Below are 16,824 nucleotides of genomic sequence, written 5' to 3' on the forward strand. Positions count from 1 at the left end.
CTGTGCGAACAAAAATGCCCGCGTAGCGCGGGCATTTCGATGACTTGGTCAATTTTTACTCTTCGCTGAGCAAATCTAAGAAAAACGCGTATTCTAATGCGTCTTCTCGTAAACGCTTAAAGCGACCAGATGCACCACCATGACCTGCCTCCATGTCTGTTTTAAACAGCAGCACGTTGTCATCCGTTTTCAATTCACGCAATTTCGCCACCCATTTCATTGGCTCAAAATACTGAACTTGCGAATCATGCAGGCCTGTTGTCACTAACATGTTCGGGTAGCTCTGCGCTTTGACATTGTCGTAAGGTGAGTAGCTCAGCATGTAATCGTAGTATTGCTTGTCGTTCGGGTTACCCCATTCGTCGTATTCATTGGTTGTCAGTGGAATAGACTCGTCCAGCATGGTTGTGACCACGTCGACAAACGGAACATGAGCAGCGATACCTCGATACAGCTCAGGCGCCTGATTGATAACCGCCCCCATCAGTAGGCCTCCCGCGGAGCCACCGACAGCAAACACTTTATCTTCTGCACCATAGCCAGCTTCCGTTAAACCTTTGGTGACATCGATAAAGTCATTAAACGTATTCTGCTTGGTTAACTTTTTACCGTCTTCATACCAAGGTCTTCCTAACATCTCTGAACCACGGATATGGGCAATGGCATAGACGAATCCGCGATCCAACAAACTCAGCCGCGCTGAGCGAAACGTAGGATCTATGGTGTGACCGTATGAACCATAACCGTATTGATAGATAGGATTCGTGCCGTCTTTTTTGAATTTATCTTTGCGGTAAACCAGCGAAACCGGCACTTGCTGACCATCTCGAGCGGTGATCATAATACGTTCTGATTGATAGTCATCAGCATCAAAATCACCCAGCACTGGCGTTTGCTTCATGATTGCAGATTCACCGGAGTTAAGGTCAAAATCATAATAAGTGCCTGGCGTGGTAAGGCTACTGTAATAAATCCGAACTTTTGAATTATCGAGCTCTAGGTTGCCAGTCATATAAGCGGCAAAGGCTGTGTCGTTAAACACTAATGGAAACTCCTTGCCCGTGGAAAGCTGACGCACCTTAACCGTGGTTAAGCCCTCTTTGCGCTGCTCATACACTAAATGGTCTTTAAACAAGGTGAAATCGACCAGTTGAGTTTGATTATCTGCGGCAATAACATCCTGCCATTTTGAACGGTCATTAACCTGATCTTTATGTACCTTCATTAAACGAAAGTTCACAGCCTGATAATTGGTGTAGATATAGTACCAGTCGCCGAGCTTGGCGATACTGTATTCAATGCCTTCTTCTCTTGGGTAGAAAGGTTGTGCCTTAGCTTCGGGGTCATTGGCATCAATAACAGAAACCCCGCTTGTCTCCGTACTTGAGTGGAAGATATAGACTTGGTCGCCATCTTTACTCTTGCCTAACGACATGTAATACGCACTATCATCTTCTTGATAAATCAACACATCGCTGCTTTGTGGCGTTCCTAACACATGTCGATAAACTTGGTAACCCAGCAATGTCTGAGGGTCTTTCTTAATATAGTAAAACGCTTGGTTGTCATTTTGCCAAGCCACACCGCTCGATGCCCCTTCCACTTCATCATTGAGATACTCGCCTGTGGCAATATCTTTGACTCGAATAGTGTAAATACGGCGGCTTAAGGTATCTTCTCCATACGCCAGCAAATTCTCATTCGGGCTAACATACAAACCGCCAGTGCTGAAAAACTCATGCTCTTTCGCCAACTCGTTAACGTCTAAAATGACGGTCTTATCTGTCCCTGAGAAATCTTTGGCACGCTGGTAGATAGGGTACTCATTGTCGCCAGATACTTGGTTCGAATAGAAATAACTTCCTTCTCTTACAGGCACTGAACTGTCATCTTTTGCGATACGCCCTTTAATCTCTTGGAATAACTTTTCCTGCCGCTGTTCAGTGTGCTTTAACACCGAATCCGTGTATTGATTTTCTTTTTCGAGATGCGCCAATATCTCGGCATCTTTTCGTTCATCGTCACGCATCCAGTAGTAATTATCTATACGACGCTCACCGTGATGATTAAGCACATAAGGTTCTTTTTTAGCAACGGGAGCCGGAACTTGCTGTACTGCAAATTCTAATTGAGAAGGTTGAGCCACAGTTTGCACTCCTTGGGAACTGCACCCGGCAACAAGCGCCACAGATACAGCTACTATAGTTAGGGGAAAACGCATCTATCGATCCTTTAAACGTCCATTAAGCTGACTTATCCCACTCAGTGAACACATCGGTAAAACAGCTTAGATAGTGAAGCGCTACTGTTATAAAACTCAGCAAAAGAACTCCAATATCTTATATTTAACAGTCGGTTACGCTATCAAACATACATTCAAGGTTCAAATAGTATTAAGGGTTATTGTGTCGAAGGTGAGCAATCACTGACAAGCTACAAAACTGATATGCATACTATTGAACTTCATTACTCCTCTCTTTCAATAACTTCAAGTGCATCATGGGGGTAAAAGTTAACGCAAATGGACTTAGCGTAATTGGCGGACCGCCCGCAGAGCCTGATAAGCGCGCTTCTCTTATTGACGCATGGCACCTGATGTTTTGCCAATGATTTCTACAGCGGTGAAACAAGTACCAGAATACCAAGACCTTCATCAACTCCAGTTGATACCTGCTATGTATACCCATGCAGACAACTCGAAGTATTTTTATCCGGTAATGGTGCTTGGCAACATACTTACGGTTTAAGTAATAATGGCGTTGCCTAACTATCAAATAGTTCATCGAGACAAAGAGTGTGGAAAACGGGTATTAACAACGAAAATTTAAGGTATCTTTTTATGGTGTTGAATATCCAAACTAGGCTCTCAAAGTGAATTACTACTTATTATTCGAAAAATTCGAGGATGGCGAAGGAATTTTCACTATTCAACAGCCGTGGTGTCAAGTGCTTAATTTTTATACCCCACAAAGCAAATTATTTAAGAAACGCCCGTACCTAGCCATCAATGAAGGCTACAAAGAACGAGGTATGTCTGATTTTCTGAAAGTTGGCGTAGGCATGCTAGCAAGTAAAAAAGTACAGCAAATCTTTTTTGAAAATGGGTTCAGTGGTATTCAGTTTCTCCCTGTTGATATTAGAAATGACGGTGATTCAAGTGAGTATGCATTTATCAATGCAACGGCACATTATGATTTTCTCGATCCCGTTGCTTCTGAGGCAGAGGACTTAAGTAAAACATTAGGCGGATATACCAGTGTTTTGGAAGAAGTTCTAGATATTGAAAAATTTAGATCGACAATTATCGAGCATGACTGTTTTACTCTATCAACATACAAAGACCCTTACTATGTTAGCGAAAAGGTCAAAAACGCATTGGTAGTCGCTGGCGTTACTGGAATAGAATTTATACCGATGGAATTTTCATGATAGAACAAAAATTTCAGCAACCTGGCTTGTTAGCAGAAACAGAGGCAAACCCTTTATTCCCTAGAATGGCTGATTTGGTGTTGGTGTTTTTCCCATCTCCTGGAGTCTTTGTAAGAAATACACTCACGATACCTGATGAATTCAAAGCAGAAGCAACAGTATATTATGAAGCTGACGCGGAGCCTTTTGCAGAAATGTACGTTTTCTTGCCTGCGGTTTTACAAAGTCAATACGATGCTGGAAGTAATCAATCTGGCATTGTCTATCGCAAAAATGAACTGCAGTTCGAGCCAGCATTAATTCATGCATTAGTAGACCAAGTGGCAGGGCCTATTGAACATCGCTCTGGTTAAGCTAAATTAACGATTTCGATAAAATATACTCATTGTCAGTAATTTATGATCTGATAAGGTTCAAAATAGATTGAGCACACCAGCCAGACCAACGGCCCTAATCTAACGGTATCAATCATAGTAACGGCTTTCAGAAATAGCTTTGACCAGATAATTGGCTTGGTAATATCGCTGCACAATACGAAAATAATGCCTCCCCAAAACAGAAGCGAACTTAGAAGCGAAAAATGCGAAAAGCGAAAAGCGAAAAGCGAAAAGCGAAAAGCGAAAAGCGAAAATAATCAAAGTATGTATTGTTTGGAGATAGAAGACATATGGATATAGCGTACATAAATGAAGATTTTAATGAGGGTGAATCATTTTTTAGAACCGTTGACGTTCGTTCATCATTTTATGATGACAATGATTATACTCCTACTTCTTGTATCAACGAGCTAATTTGGTCAGACAGTGATATCTCTGATTTGGAAGCATTAGATTTAATCAAATGTGGCGCTTTCAATGTAACTAGGCCTATAGCAGAGTTGATTATGAGCTTTGATCCCTATGGTGTGGAATTTTATCCTGCAAAGTTAACATGTGCTGGAAATGAGGTACAAACAGAACGCTACATATTAGCAGTAGATAATCTGGTTGATGTAGTTGACTTTGACAAGAGCATTAAAGTAACGGACGTAACCACTCGTTTTTACTTATCTGATGAAAAAATCAAAAAACTTCCAGAATGTAAAAGGCATGTTTTTAAACCAATTGGAATGACTAAAACTTTCTTTTCAATAGAATTGTTTAATGCTCTTGTACGTTTAGGTATGGAGGGTAAGATAAATACTAGTATTATAGCTTATTCATTTGATACATCAGAAGAAACACCAAGAATCTAGACATACTGCCTTAATAGCCCTAATTTGGCGAGTATCCTATCTATAAATAATAGCAAAAATCACTGAATACCACTCATAAGAGAGTGTAGTTCAGAGTAAAAGGTGTAGAAACTGCAACGATCTGTATTAACTAAATGTATGATCTTACGAGTGAAAACTCACTATTTTAAGATATTCAAATGTTCAAGTTGAACTGTGACGAAGAAGTACTAGAAAACGGATATGAAAGAACAATACTTGATACTCACCAAACAAACCTTAGATAGCTTTCCTTTTCAACCAACCTCGATAGCTATGTTTTCAGGGGAACCAGACTTACTATTGGAACTGACCTTTTCACCAAAGCTATTTATTGTTAAAGATATCGCCTCAAAAATAGAGCAATGGGTGCAACATGGTGTGGAATGGGTAGATGCTCGTGTTGATTGCTCCCCAAGTCAACCCTCGGATGACCAACTAAAAGTTTACGAAAACTTCCGTATGCCATATATCCATCAAACCTACAGGTTAACGGACAAAGAAAAGCAGTATGGTAAGTTGAACTGGTTAAACGCGACTTCCATACAGTTTGACTTCTCCAAACTTGAAAGTGTTCCTCTAGAGGAACGATTGATATTTAAACTAGAGGAAGATTTTGGGTTAGTTTTTATTCACCAGAGTGTTATTGATCTTCTTATGAAGTATGTCAAAAGCGTTTGGATTAGAGACGTGTAGATAAAGTCTCTTTTGCCATGTTTTTCATTTATATTAATGAGAAACTATGCTTACGCCTTCATAACGTCTTGCTAAAAAATTGAGCTAGATATCTTTGATGTAAACTCAAACTTATTAGATTGACTAAATATTATATCAACCTGTTAACAACACTTTCTTTAATTCTCATAGATATGCTTGAATCAACATCTACACAATGTATTAATGATGGAGCGTTAATATCAGTAAATGCTCCCTCAATTATATATTTATAATCACCATCACCTTGATGATATACTAGCGTTGCGTCATCAAACTCAACTTGGCAAGATGGAGCAAAATCAATAGTAAAAGTCAAATAAAATGACAATTCATCTCCAGAATTTTTAACATCACAATCGACTACATTAAAACAATCATTAATATATCCTTCAACCATATCCTCTGCATCAAAATTGGGTATACTTTCGCTAATTGATGTAAAGTTTAAATATGGTGTGACAACTCTACTATCCTTTAAAGTTATATCCAAGTACTGTTCTTCTAAGACGTAGCTTGAAATTATTTCTTTTCTCACTATAAAATCAACATTGAAAGTAAAACGCTTGACATTAATCATAAAAACTTCGCTCTTAGAGCATTCCCAATTTACACCATTCGTTGACATGATATTAATATCAATCTTGATTGCAAGATAAAGTTATTCGTTCAAATTTAGCCTGAATCAATTGAGTATTAATTTGTATCTTTCTCTAATTTGCTCATTCCACATTAAAGTCGAGCATACCCGACTTAGTCCATAGAGCATCTACAATATAGATACCTAATGCCCGACCTACGCTATACAAGGGATAGCTTAGTAGGCACAATCAAGCTTAATCGTTGACGATGTTGATCCTAGCTGTGATTGTGATGGCTTAGCACATGAGTACCAAGCCATACACGCAATAATAGAAGGCGTCATTACGGCCTTGCTATCCCACCTGCTCAACGATATCGGCGTATCTTTCACTGGCCATTACAGGAATAAACTCCGTAATAACGTAACTGGCTGCACCACTTTGGATAAATGGGTCTGACGCTAATATGTCGACCAGTTCTTCCTTGGTTGGATGGGCCGAAATCAATAAACCACCAGTTCTTGGCACTTTTCTACCACCAAACATCAGTAGGTTCGACTGATACTGCTGCTCCAAGTATTTTTTATGCTGTTCCGTCAACGCTGGAGTAATCTTGCTCATGTCTGTGAAATTTAGATCAACCAAATACATCTCTGCCTCGCTTTACGATGAGTTAAATTGTAAAATGCTACTTATTTCGTAGCAAACTATAGCGCTACTAATTTAGAAGCACAAGAGAAATGAAGACACCAATACCAAACACACCGGTTCGAGGCTCCACATCTGGTATAGCGATTATGGCTGTATTTGATTTGCTCGGAAGGAAGTGGAATATGAGAATTCTATGGGAACTCAACGCAAAGCCCTTAACCTTTAGAGCGTTGCAAAGCCAGTGCGAAGGAATGTCTCCTTCTGTTTTGAACAGTAGAATTAAGCAGCTTTCAGAAGCAAAGCTCGTCTGCAAAACAGAACAAGGCTACACACTGACACCACTCGGCTACTCTCTGATGCAAACACTCGACCCTTTGAGAGATTGGGCAGCCGCGTGGGAAGACGAACTGAAGCATTAACCGCCATAACAAGCCTGACCATTGCCTGCAATTAACCTAGGTGGCTGTAGATTTGATCAAGGATGTGTGCCAGCTTAACGGCTAACCCTGAACCGTTTGCTGACAGAGCTCTAAGACTTTGTTGCGCAACCAAACATGGGCAGGATCATAGTGCAGTTTTTCATGCCATATCATTGTAGGGCTAAATGAAGGTAGGTTTATCGGTAATTCAAGTAGTTCAATTGGCATTGTTGTGGCCATTTTGTTGGCTAGCTGACGGGGGGTTGTCAATATCAAGTCACTTTCGGCCACGATGTTAAAAGCCACTAGAAAATGGGGGACTTTAGCAACCACCCTTCGATTCAGTCCATGCTGCTTTAACGCTACATCTACAGCACTGTGTCCGTGTCCCGTAATAATTACCGACACATGGGACATATCCACGTAGTTATCTAGCGTCAGTGGCTGGCTAGCAACAGTATGCCCCTGACGAACAACACATACGTAGTCTTCATCATACAGTCGTCGGCTATAAAACCTTGCAGGCAAATTTTCAAACAGACCGATTGCCAGATCGGCCGCTCCTTGAGCAATAAGATCAACATTATCACGCGTTGATGGAGGGACAATTAAATCCATTTTCGGTGCTAAACAAGCAAGCATTTTTATCACTTCTGGCATCCACAGAAATGCCAAGTGATCAGCCGTGGCGATGCTAAATTGGCCAGATGTTGTTTCTGGTGAAAACTCTGCAGGGACAACAATTGCACGTGCGTCGTCTAGCAACTTAGCCACCTGAGACGATAAGGCTAAAGCTCTTGGTGTCAGTTCCCACCCTTTCGCCGTTCGTACGATAATCCTGTCATTTAAAACATGGCGTAAACGTCCTAAACCCCGGCTCGCTGCAGGTTGACTCAAACCAAGTCGAGCACCAGCCTGAGTTACGCTGCCTTCTTTGATCAGGGCATCAAACAATTTGAGTAAATTCAAATCGACCTGGTATACATCCGATTTTTGCATACTGAATATATCCTATATGCATTTTAATTATGTTGAGCAAATCTATACCATTCCTATATCAAAGTCTACGTTACACTGAATAGGAAAAAGTCTATGAATACGAGTAAGTTATATGTGGTCACGGGTGCGACTGGACGCACAGGTTCGGCCGCTGCCAAAACATTGCTAAACGCCAATCATCGAGTGAGAGTCATAGTACGCGATGCCTCCAAAGCACAAGAATGGATAAGCCTAGGAGCCGAAGTCGCTGTCGCTGATCTTAGTAACTCATCGGATCTCGCGCAGGCATTTACCGGCGCTGACGGAGCTTATATTGTCAGTCCGCCACAATACCAGTCACACACACTGTTTACGCAGGCTGAACTGATGGCGCAGTGTATTGCACAAGCCGTGAACAAGGCCAAGTTGCCAAAATTGGTCGTATTATCTTCAATCGGTGCAGACCAACCGACCAATACTGGCTGGATCGCGATGAATCGCCTCCTCGAGACGGCGTTAAAAGATTGCGGCGCAGCGGTAGCATTCTTGCGTGCGGCCTACTTCATGGAAAACTGGGCACCGCTCTTAACCGTCGCTTTAGAACAAGGCCAACTGCCTAGTTTTCTCTCTCCTACAGATCGCAAGTTGCCTATGATCGCGACCTCTGACATTGGCAAAATAGCCGCCTGCACGCTTTGCGAAGATTGGAATGGTATCCGATTGATCAATCTTGAAGGCCCTAGCAGCTATTCACCAAATGACGTCGCAGCGCATTTAACCACCAAAACGAGCGTGCCGATTGAGGCAACCACCATTGCCGAATCCGATTGGCCACAAGCGGTGTCACAGAACAAATTTTCCCCCCAAGCCTTAGCTGGATTCGTTGAGATGACACAAGGGCTGAATTCAGGCCACATTGCTTTTGCAGAAGATTCACAACTGGAGCACATCTCCGGGACCATCAGTCTCCATCAAGTGATTGACTCACTGGTTGGCCGCTGATCACTATCAAAGCGAGCTTGATGCTCGCTTTTTTCATGTCCCCATACTGAGTTGAATTGTCTCCAAAATTCATGATTCTGTCGGTAAAACGGCAACGATGGAGCACCAAACGTCTTTATTACAACGATAACTGTAATCGAAGCATCGGGTATTTTAAGCTCATCGGGCAATGAACATCTTGAACAATAATCTGAGTACTGATCGGGAATAGCCTAGTCATCCAACGCGACTTGATCAATTTGCTTTCAGCCAATTACAAAAATACATGTTCAATGCGGCAGCATTCAAGACAGACAATATCATTAAAACAATTGATGACATCATGGCTTGCCATATTAAGAATCTCATTCTTATGCTACAAAAAATAAAGTGTTCTGTCGTCTCGCGATGAGATGAATGTGCGTGTATTGTTCCGCGCCCACCCTCGGTACACGACTGTGACGCTATTAATCCGCTATTATCTTAGACATAAATTCTATCTTACTTATTGATTAGCCAAATAAAGTAAAACCATTAGTCGCTATACATTAGAGCACATGCAGCGCCTTCAAGAGTCGACAATAATGGCCTCTTATTATTAACCTGGCGATGCTTTTTCAATACTCATGACAATAATCAACACTTCATCCCATTTAATAAAACCCAGTTAAAAACAATTACTAATTTAACACCTACTAATATTTTGGACCGACCAGTGACTGAAATTGGCAAATAAAGAAAACAACATATCATTCCAATTTATAAAATGTGATGTTAGATAGATTATGGCTATTTCAAGTTGAATTTAGATTTAATTAACCACAGTCTTATTACTGAGAATAAATTAATAACTCTAAAGCTTTTCGCATAGACAACATACTAAATGACGCACCCTAACTTTAAATTTTAAAGCCGCCGACATGAGTATCTATCGATAACTCATTCACACCCTAGGTACTGGTATGTCGTCATACTACTGATGTTTTTCTCATCTAAAAAAAGGAGGCAAATATTAATTAAACAAATGAAATTTAAGAAGTAAACGAGCAGTCTCATCAGAAAAATACAATATCAAGGAACATAACTTTGAATAAAAAAAATATAAATGCGCTTAGCTTAACAGCGCTAGCCTTGAGCATGTCTACGCCAGCAATGGCTCAGCTATCAGATAAATGCGGTGCCTACGTCAATCGCCAAGCTGGCTCTAACCCCACAACGGGATATGACGGCGGTGGTGTCGCGATACTGACCGCCAACCAGATTATTACCACCAGTTTATCCCTGCTACAGCTTTCGACCGCTGAAAAGGTTTTTCCTTTTGCTTCGCTGTGGCTTAGAGGTTTTACCGAAGAGAAAACCAACGCACCGGATGCCGAGTTGGTTGGATGTTTGCAGGAGTTTGATCAAAGAGTATCGACACTTGAAGAGTACAACTTGTTTGGTGAAGCAAAAATTGAAATCAATAACAATAGAAACTACATCAAAACTAAGATCATTGATCAAAGCGACTATTCTGCACATAAAGAAGGATATAGAAAATACGATGCGGTTGCTGAAAAGCTTGGTGGGACGATCAACTACTTTTTGAATGCTACTTCTGGTCGTTCTGGCAACAAATACAGAGCGATTAAAAATGACGCTGTCGTGGCCATGCTCCATTCTAAGATACTCGCATTTGCCCACAACTTAGAATACAACGCCTATTGTGCACAACGAGGCGGTTATGCGTGGAATAATAACGCGATCAACATGATGGCGACTCCGTCAGCCGCGAACTATGGCCAAATGGATTACGCTGCAATGAAAGTCGCCGCAGACCAATCATGGGCGAGTGAAGACTTGATGACGTGGCGTAATAATAGATCAGGATGCGAACTGGGCCGAGATGCCTACTCTAGATTCAAGAATCTATTAGCTGAGCGAGTTGGCACTAGCACAGTGGCTGAAGCACTTGCCAATCTCGGTTTAACCATCACCCTACGGCCAGACAGTAACTTCCTTTCCGTATCGATTGACAATGTTGGGGCCTCAAAGCTTTACCAATACCGCAAAAGTGTCGTTGGACAGTGCCACACTCGATTCAGACATTTTCAATCAGGCAAGAATCGACACGGAAGTTTCATCATAGGGACTCGTGTGTGGGCAAGCGCTGAAGACTATGGACCAGCCAGTTCCGTTAAGTTTAATGTCTCTGATATGGAAGGCACGGGGCGTTATAAGTCAAAAGTTGATCAGCTGCGCCGAGAATGTGAATCATGGCGAAATCAACGTTTTAATGTCGCCTATGGTGAAGTTCGAGCTTATCTCAACTCTATCAAGACTATGCTTGAGTCCATCTCTCTAGTGGATTACATCAGACCGGTCAATGAACTTGCGGGTAAAGCCACCCCTTTCAAAACCTACAATATCAACTCGATACACCCCGAGTTCCCTCAGGGTTACATGTTAGTACCACAATACACTGCCGACTTATCCGGAGACATTTCAGGTAATTTTAATACCTATCAGATAAAACACACACCAAGCAATCAATACCTAAAGCACAGTTACGCTATGGGTGTTACCACCAGTACTGACGGCTCGAGCACCGACAGCCATTGGGTGTTCTCACAAGCGTGGCCTGGGGGAGCGAAGCAGATCAAAAACCGCAGCACTGGCCAGTGTTTAAAGGTCAATGACAAACAATTTAGCGCCACAGACTGTGGAAACCAGTCTGCACAATGGGATAATCGCAGCTTGGTTGGTGACCCGACAGCGACTCAAGTATTGTTGAGTTCAACCAACCATAACAATCGATGTTTAGCGCTGGATGGCCCGATAAGCAATTTAAGCCGCCTGATCGCGACCAATTGCGACTCAAACAATGTCACTCAGCAATTAGAAGCTGGCCCAAATGATGCGATAAAAGTCGGTAACTTATGCCTAGATGTATATAAATTTAATGCAGTCGCGGGCGAGAAAGTCATCTCTTATAATTGCCATGGCGGTGACAACCAGAAGTGGATATTGAAGAACAATGGTTTAGTTCAGAGCTTTATGAACAACTCCAAAGGAGAGGCACTCTGTCTGGAAGTGGATGGCAGTGGTAATAACCTCACATTGCAGATATGTAATTCCAACCAGGTGAGACAGAAGTTTACGCGGCCAGCCACTCCATTAAAGTCACAACTGGTTCTGCACAAATCGACGTTTGAAGGCCAATGCATAGTCGCAAATGGCGGCACGGTTACCACTGGTAGTTGTAGCAAAACGAATTCAAACCAGCAATTTACCCTCGCTCAACACAACAGCATTAAGATAAATGGACAATGTTTAGAGTACTCAAATGGCAATCTCAGCGCACAAAATTGCCACTATGGCTCTAGCCAAGCATGGGAGTTAAATAATGATGGCGGTATACAAGCTCAAGGCACAGCACAATGTTTAGAGCCAACTAAAATCAATAATGTGATTTCCTTTGATTTACAAACATGTAGTAGCACCAATCCTGCGCAAAGGATTATTCGAAAAGCCATCTAGTGACCATATTGAACCCAATGAGATGGCGTAGTTGGTGTTTGGATACGTTCCAGTCAAACGACTACCGATTGATCTAAATAGCAAACGCCGCTAATACAGCGGCGTTTTATTGGTCACGTTTATAATGTCTACCTGCATGTTTGACATCGGCACTTAACTATCCTCGAATCGCGCATAATCAACGCCTTTTAGCGCCTCATCTCTGCTACCTTCTCTCGCTGATAGTGATACAATCCCCGCATTAGAATGACCGAGATACTCTATGTTTATCCATCACGTTAACGGCATCGACTGGTTGGTGATTACCGCTTTTGAAGAACTGAAACCTCTATTTATCGAAGACGCTGGCACGATCCCCTCATGTTTCTCTGCTGCGAGTGAACTGAGCCTGATTGATCAAGCCAAGCGTAATTATGGATATTTGCCCACATTCAGCGGCATTATTACTGATACTGGCACCTTTCAACGCCAAGGTGACCAAGAAGACTTGAATCCACAGCTTGCCTGCTTAGTCGAGGGGCGTGGTCGAGTGTTTATCTATCACGGCGGCTTTGTCGCTTTTGTCGATGACGAGCAAACCTTTATTACTCAAATGGACTGAGGATTCGTCGGTGAGTTGAAGTCAGCGGATGGACATCCTTAACCCACCTAGCGAAACGAGTGGCTAAAAAATCTGTGAAACAAAAACAGCGTTGTGTTATTCGTAGTGAATCGTTTTGTTAACAGGTACCCCTCGTATTGTGGAGAGGCACCTTACGCTGGCTAAGCTAGTGCTGTTGCCTTGAACTTTTGCACTTCCCTAATAAACGGTTCTACCTGATAAACCCCATCAATACTGCCAATGATTCGGTTGTAATCATCGGCGATCAGTATCGTCGGATACCCATTGACACCCAGCTCTCTAGCTCTCTGATAACTGTTTGCTACAGACACATCTAGTTTATCCGCCGCTACAATTGCTGTGGTATCCAGCTTAGGCCAACCATGTTGAGAGCAAATTTGATCGTAAGTTTCTGGTAAGTTGAGATCTCTCCCTTCAGTGTAATGCGCTTCTTGCAGTTGATGGGCAAATTCTAAAACCACGTCTGGATTCAATGACTTCATCTCCAATATTGCTTTTGCTGGAGGCGAAGAGGCTAAAGCAGGGCTATCACTGGCTGAAATCATTTGATGAAAGGCTTGTGAAGGCTTTTGCCCCGTTACCTGTTCCAAACTCATTTCAGCTGAACGTATATGGCTCACTAAGGTTGAATACGGTTTGCTGGGTATATCGGCAAAAAGCCCTCCCGGAATGACTTCTACCTCAATATCCGGTTCAACCTTTTTCAGCTGACGAAGCGCAGGAATCAAACCAAAGCACCAGCCGCAAAGCGTATCTTGTATATAAAGAATTTTTATCATTTCTCTCTCCAATCACTTTCCCACAATGGATAACTATGCTTGCTTCCAAGACGCTAAATGAGACTCGACCGAACCCAATTGCACATCAAAAATGGATTCCAGCGCTCCGGTGTCGACTTCCATTGCATCGTTGTCTAATGACGCGATTGCTTGGTATAAGTCTGTGAGCGCGAAACTCGCAAGGTCGTTTCCAATCGCTGAGCCAACTCGTTGACCAAACTCCGCTGGGCTCACAGGGGTAAATTCCACTGGACGTTCAATCCACTTCGCGACTAAAACCGCTAACTCGTTACCCGTTAGCGCTTGATGAGTGCCAATTTCAAACGCTTGTCCAGCAAGGTTGGGCTTACTAAGTGCTGAAACTGCGATTTGTGCTTGGTCATAATGTGACGTCCACTGAACTTTGAGTGATGCTGGTAATGGTGGGTAGTCCAGTACTCCGCTTTTTCGCAGATTGGGTAAAAACAATTCAGGCAGCAGGTTTTCAAGATAAATGGCAGGCTTTAATACCACACTTGGGATGCCCGAACTTAAAATCGCATCTACACCAGAATTCGCCCCATCAATAATCACAGACGCTGGGTAGCGATTGCCTGCAGGCCCGCTTGTGGTGTACACAAGGTGTGGTAGCTTCACTTTATGCGCTGCGGCTATAAAATTGGTGAGCCAAGTGACGGGCTCGCTTGCGTCTCGTGGAGTAGGCAAGTGCAAGAAAGCCGCATCGACGTCTTGCAAAACTGCGGCCAAAGAATCTTGATCATCAAGCGATGCATTGACTAACTCGACATCAGCTTTACTCTTTAAGTCGGCGGTATTTTGATTGCTGCGTACCACAGCCCTCACTCGCCAGTTTTGCTTTAGCGCTTCTTCAACGACTGGATTACCTTGTGCACCTGTAGCACCAAATACTGCAACTCGTTTTTTCATGATTGTTACTCTCTTTTGTCAATGTAGGAGCACCATATCAGTCCCCAAAAACGGTCTCTAGATGCAGAAATGTTCGTTGCTAACACGGGTGTTAGTCGTTATTGAGACTCCCAAATAATCATACCGAAAAGACAAGCTAGCTCATGACCGCAATGTCAGACAATAAGTCAATTTGGATATGTTTACAGCGTGAATTCTCGGCCTAACGATGTAACAATAGGTTGTAGAAAATAGTCTTTAGCGAGTTGTTAGTTAAATATGACGAATAAGATTCAAGACAATGATAGCGGACCTTGCCCAGTTGAGATGGCAGTGGGTTTAATCGGTGGGAAATGGAAGCCGACCATACTATTTCACCTCTCTAAAGGAAGCCAAAGATACTCAGAGTTGCAACGGCTGATCCCAAATGCGTCAGACAGAATGCTAACTCGCTCGCTACGCGAGTTAGAAGAGTGTGAATTAGTCCTTCGTACTGTTTTTGCGGAAGTACCTGCACGTGTTGAATACAGCCTTTTACCTGATGCAGAAACACTGGTTCCAATATTAGAGTCAATCAGTAACTGGGGGAAAAACAGAACTCGATCTGTTTAGACTTTCAGCTTCAAGATATGAAGGAACCAAGACCAGTGCATTATTCAGGACATACACCAATATTTGGGACATACACCAATATTTGTGATAGGAGAGCAGAATGCGGGGTTTATCACGCGCTTACGCATTTTCGGCCTTTGTTATTTTCTTAGGCAAACAGGGATGATTAGCAAGATAATGAACAGGGCGTACAGGAGAGGTAACAGTGAGACTGCGACGCCTGCAAATATGGCTTGATTATCAAGCACATTGGAAAAAGTAGCGATAGTGCCAGCGATACCACCAAAGAACCCAGAAACCAACGCTGTCATGGATACGGATGAAAAGAGTTTGTCTTTGGAGTAAAGAAAGCTACCCACACCAACTAGAAATGACGGAAGAAAGACTGTCATCAAAGAAGTAACGTCAACGTAAATATCAACACCAGTCAGAACTAACAACGTAGAGACTACATACAGAACTACAAGAACATAGATACAATAGAAATACTGAAACTTCATGTCATTACCACCAATAACCATACATAATGCTATCCGGATCTTTTGGTAATCTCATCATAGAATCTCGGTCTTTTAAATACCTCTTCTTGAAATTACGTGCTCTTGCTCCAGAAGGCGGTAAATCAGCAATCGCCTCAATCAGCAATTTCATTTGTGGATCACGTTTGACTCTAAAGCACTGTGAAGCGCAGGGAGCAAGACTTTATACAAACGATTTGCATCAGTCTTACTGGACTCTCATGGCTAAACGATGCGTAAGTGCAAAGGCCGCTAAAATGACTCAAACCGGACATTACTAAATTGCATCTACAAATCCACTGCGCACTAAACCATTGAAGTTCAATAAAATATGGTTTTTATGGACGTTGCCTTTCACCATAAATACGATTAAATTCAGGGCGATGAAACTGTGGCTCTGTAGGGTCTTGAGATTGTTCTGGGAATTTTTCATACACTTCAGCTTCATCAAGAAGCAGCCCCGTTCTGCGTCTATCTACTTTCAATTCAGATTGTTTTTCACAGCGCTCTAAGAATAATTCAACACTTTTATTTGAAGACACATCATCCACACTAACACTACATCCACGATTAAATGAAGAGAGCAAATATCGGTAATCATTGATATAAAAATAGACCCAATGCCCTTGCAAGCTAGGCGACAAACGGGAGTGATAAGTTAAAAAACGCCCTCTTGGTGGTTTTTTATCACTTGGGAACTCTAACTCGACACTCCCCACATCTCCATAGCGGTATTTAACGTAGCCAGTATCAGGGCTGTAATGTTGATAAGCGCACAAAGACGCTATTTTCCCATTTTCTAGTTGGGCATTAAAATAGATATCTTCATCATCTTGACAGAGCGTCCGATTCAAAGTGTCATC

18 protein-coding genes are annotated in these 16,824 nt (G+C 42.3%); 10 read left to right on the forward strand and 8 right to left on the reverse strand.

The window, feature by feature from the left end:
• Positions 1-55: 55 nt before the first annotated feature.
• The gene (locus TW84_RS10560; protein ID WP_084720213.1) at positions 56-2,221 is read right to left on the reverse strand and encodes a S9 family peptidase; all 2,166 of its coding nucleotides are present in this window, start codon (positions 2,219-2,221) and stop codon (positions 56-58) included.
• A 385-nt stretch (positions 2,222-2,606) separates the two neighbouring features.
• On the opposite strand from TW84_RS10560, the gene TW84_RS24390 reads away from it, so the two are divergent.
• The 5 genes from TW84_RS24390 to TW84_RS10580 all read left to right on the forward strand — a co-directional run bounded on the left by TW84_RS24390 (position 2,607) and on the right by TW84_RS10580 (position 5,377).
• A complete protein-coding gene (locus TW84_RS24390) occupies positions 2,607-2,747 on the forward strand; it encodes a hypothetical protein (protein ID WP_157634033.1) in 141 nt (46 codons plus the stop codon).
• Between the two features lie 124 nt (positions 2,748-2,871).
• The gene (locus TW84_RS10565) at positions 2,872-3,429 is read left to right on the forward strand and encodes an imm11 family protein (RefSeq protein WP_045975619.1); all 558 of its coding nucleotides are present in this window, start codon (positions 2,872-2,874) and stop codon (positions 3,427-3,429) included.
• The gene (locus TW84_RS10570; protein WP_045975620.1) at positions 3,426-3,782 is read left to right on the forward strand and encodes a hypothetical protein; all 357 of its coding nucleotides are present in this window, start codon (positions 3,426-3,428) and stop codon (positions 3,780-3,782) included. Before TW84_RS10565 ends, TW84_RS10570 begins: the two co-directional genes overlap by 4 nt.
• A gap of 314 nt (positions 3,783-4,096) precedes the next feature.
• Positions 4,097-4,663, forward strand: a complete 567-nt coding sequence (locus TW84_RS10575) for an imm11 family protein (RefSeq protein ID WP_157634034.1) — start codon at positions 4,097-4,099, stop codon at positions 4,661-4,663.
• A gap of 222 nt (positions 4,664-4,885) precedes the next feature.
• Positions 4,886-5,377, forward strand: a complete 492-nt coding sequence (locus TW84_RS10580; protein WP_045975621.1) for a hypothetical protein — start codon at positions 4,886-4,888, stop codon at positions 5,375-5,377.
• Positions 5,378-5,507: 130 nt separating this feature from the next.
• Here TW84_RS10580 and TW84_RS10585 read toward each other — a convergent pair whose 3' ends face one another.
• Both TW84_RS10585 and TW84_RS10590 read right to left on the reverse strand, forming a co-directional pair.
• Positions 5,508-5,975: a hypothetical protein gene (locus tag TW84_RS10585; protein WP_045975622.1), complete on the reverse strand. Its 468-nt coding sequence runs from the start codon at positions 5,973-5,975 to the stop codon at positions 5,508-5,510.
• A 355-nt stretch (positions 5,976-6,330) separates the two neighbouring features.
• On the reverse strand, positions 6,331-6,627 hold the full coding sequence (locus TW84_RS10590; RefSeq protein WP_045975623.1) for a YciI family protein: 297 nt from the start codon (positions 6,625-6,627) through the stop codon (positions 6,331-6,333).
• Between the two features lie 146 nt (positions 6,628-6,773).
• Here TW84_RS10590 and TW84_RS10595 point away from each other — a divergent pair, with 146 nt between their 5' ends.
• Complete coding sequence (locus TW84_RS10595; RefSeq protein WP_205622484.1) at positions 6,774-7,046, forward strand: winged helix-turn-helix transcriptional regulator; 273 nt, start codon at positions 6,774-6,776, stop codon at positions 7,044-7,046.
• An 81-nt stretch (positions 7,047-7,127) separates the two neighbouring features.
• Here the strand turns inward: TW84_RS10595 and TW84_RS10600 are convergent, their stop codons facing one another.
• Positions 7,128-8,045 carry a LysR family transcriptional regulator gene (locus TW84_RS10600; RefSeq protein ID WP_045975625.1) on the reverse strand — a complete coding sequence of 306 codons (918 nt, stop codon included), beginning with the start codon at positions 8,043-8,045 and terminating at the stop codon, positions 7,128-7,130.
• Between the two features lie 93 nt (positions 8,046-8,138).
• On the opposite strand from TW84_RS10600, the gene TW84_RS10605 reads away from it, so the two are divergent.
• The 3 genes from TW84_RS10605 (at position 8,139) to TW84_RS10615 (ending at position 13,125) form a co-directional block, all read left to right on the forward strand.
• Complete coding sequence (locus TW84_RS10605) at positions 8,139-9,026, forward strand: NmrA family NAD(P)-binding protein (protein WP_045975626.1); 888 nt, start codon at positions 8,139-8,141, stop codon at positions 9,024-9,026.
• A gap of 1,065 nt (positions 9,027-10,091) precedes the next feature.
• Positions 10,092-12,524, forward strand: coding sequence for an RICIN domain-containing protein (locus TW84_RS23745; protein WP_052707914.1), 2,433 nt, complete (start codon positions 10,092-10,094; stop codon positions 12,522-12,524).
• Between the two features lie 262 nt (positions 12,525-12,786).
• Positions 12,787-13,125, forward strand: a complete 339-nt coding sequence (locus tag TW84_RS10615; RefSeq protein WP_045975627.1) for a hypothetical protein — start codon at positions 12,787-12,789, stop codon at positions 13,123-13,125.
• Between the two features lie 161 nt (positions 13,126-13,286).
• Here TW84_RS10615 and TW84_RS10620 read toward each other — a convergent pair whose 3' ends face one another.
• A complete protein-coding gene (locus tag TW84_RS10620; protein WP_045975628.1) occupies positions 13,287-13,925 on the reverse strand; it encodes a DsbA family protein in 639 nt (212 codons plus the stop codon).
• A 33-nt stretch (positions 13,926-13,958) separates the two neighbouring features.
• The gene (locus tag TW84_RS10625) at positions 13,959-14,852 is read right to left on the reverse strand and encodes an SDR family oxidoreductase (protein ID WP_045975629.1); all 894 of its coding nucleotides are present in this window, start codon (positions 14,850-14,852) and stop codon (positions 13,959-13,961) included.
• A 258-nt stretch (positions 14,853-15,110) separates the two neighbouring features.
• On the opposite strand from TW84_RS10625, the gene TW84_RS10630 reads away from it, so the two are divergent.
• A complete protein-coding gene (locus tag TW84_RS10630) occupies positions 15,111-15,443 on the forward strand; it encodes a winged helix-turn-helix transcriptional regulator (protein ID WP_045975630.1) in 333 nt (110 codons plus the stop codon).
• A gap of 140 nt (positions 15,444-15,583) precedes the next feature.
• Here TW84_RS10630 and TW84_RS10635 read toward each other — a convergent pair whose 3' ends face one another.
• Both TW84_RS10635 and TW84_RS24545 read right to left on the reverse strand, forming a co-directional pair.
• Positions 15,584-15,943, reverse strand: coding sequence for a hypothetical protein (locus TW84_RS10635; RefSeq protein WP_240478166.1), 360 nt, complete (start codon positions 15,941-15,943; stop codon positions 15,584-15,586).
• A 356-nt stretch (positions 15,944-16,299) separates the two neighbouring features.
• Positions 16,300-16,824 (reverse strand): hypothetical protein (locus tag TW84_RS24545; RefSeq protein WP_205622481.1); only part of this gene is annotated, 525 nt, incomplete at its 5' end.

Origin of the sequence: Vibrio neptunius (assembly GCF_000967495.1) — a bacterium.
GTDB classification, from domain to species: domain Bacteria; phylum Pseudomonadota; class Gammaproteobacteria; order Enterobacterales; family Vibrionaceae; genus Vibrio; species Vibrio neptunius.

Excerpts from the sequence above, each read along its gene's own strand:
- TW84_RS10605 (WP_045975626.1), top strand. The coding sequence starts at position 8,139 with ATGAATACGAGTAAGTTATATGTGGTCACGGGTGCGACTGGACGCACA.
- TW84_RS10625 (WP_045975629.1), bottom strand. The coding sequence starts at position 14,852 with ATGAAAAAACGAGTTGCAGTATTTGGTGCTACAGGTGCACAAGGTAAT.
- TW84_RS10560 (WP_084720213.1), bottom strand. The coding sequence starts at position 2,221 with ATGCGTTTTCCCCTAACTATAGTAGCTGTATCTGTGGCGCTTGTTGCC.
- TW84_RS10615 (WP_045975627.1), top strand. The coding sequence starts at position 12,787 with ATGTTTATCCATCACGTTAACGGCATCGACTGGTTGGTGATTACCGCT.
- TW84_RS10575 (WP_157634034.1), top strand. The coding sequence starts at position 4,097 with ATGGATATAGCGTACATAAATGAAGATTTTAATGAGGGTGAATCATTT.
- TW84_RS10620 (WP_045975628.1), bottom strand. The coding sequence starts at position 13,925 with ATGATAAAAATTCTTTATATACAAGATACGCTTTGCGGCTGGTGCTTT.
- TW84_RS10570 (WP_045975620.1), top strand. The coding sequence starts at position 3,426 with ATGATAGAACAAAAATTTCAGCAACCTGGCTTGTTAGCAGAAACAGAG.
- TW84_RS10580 (WP_045975621.1), top strand. The coding sequence starts at position 4,886 with ATGAAAGAACAATACTTGATACTCACCAAACAAACCTTAGATAGCTTT.
- TW84_RS10585 (WP_045975622.1), bottom strand. The coding sequence starts at position 5,975 with ATGATTAATGTCAAGCGTTTTACTTTCAATGTTGATTTTATAGTGAGA.
- TW84_RS10595 (WP_205622484.1), top strand. The coding sequence starts at position 6,774 with ATGGCTGTATTTGATTTGCTCGGAAGGAAGTGGAATATGAGAATTCTA.
- TW84_RS10630 (WP_045975630.1), top strand. The coding sequence starts at position 15,111 with ATGACGAATAAGATTCAAGACAATGATAGCGGACCTTGCCCAGTTGAG.
- TW84_RS10600 (WP_045975625.1), bottom strand. The coding sequence starts at position 8,045 with ATGCAAAAATCGGATGTATACCAGGTCGATTTGAATTTACTCAAATTG.
- TW84_RS10635 (WP_240478166.1), bottom strand. The coding sequence starts at position 15,943 with ATGAAGTTTCAGTATTTCTATTGTATCTATGTTCTTGTAGTTCTGTAT.
- TW84_RS24390 (WP_157634033.1), top strand. The coding sequence starts at position 2,607 with ATGATTTCTACAGCGGTGAAACAAGTACCAGAATACCAAGACCTTCAT.
- TW84_RS10590 (WP_045975623.1), bottom strand. The coding sequence starts at position 6,627 with ATGTATTTGGTTGATCTAAATTTCACAGACATGAGCAAGATTACTCCA.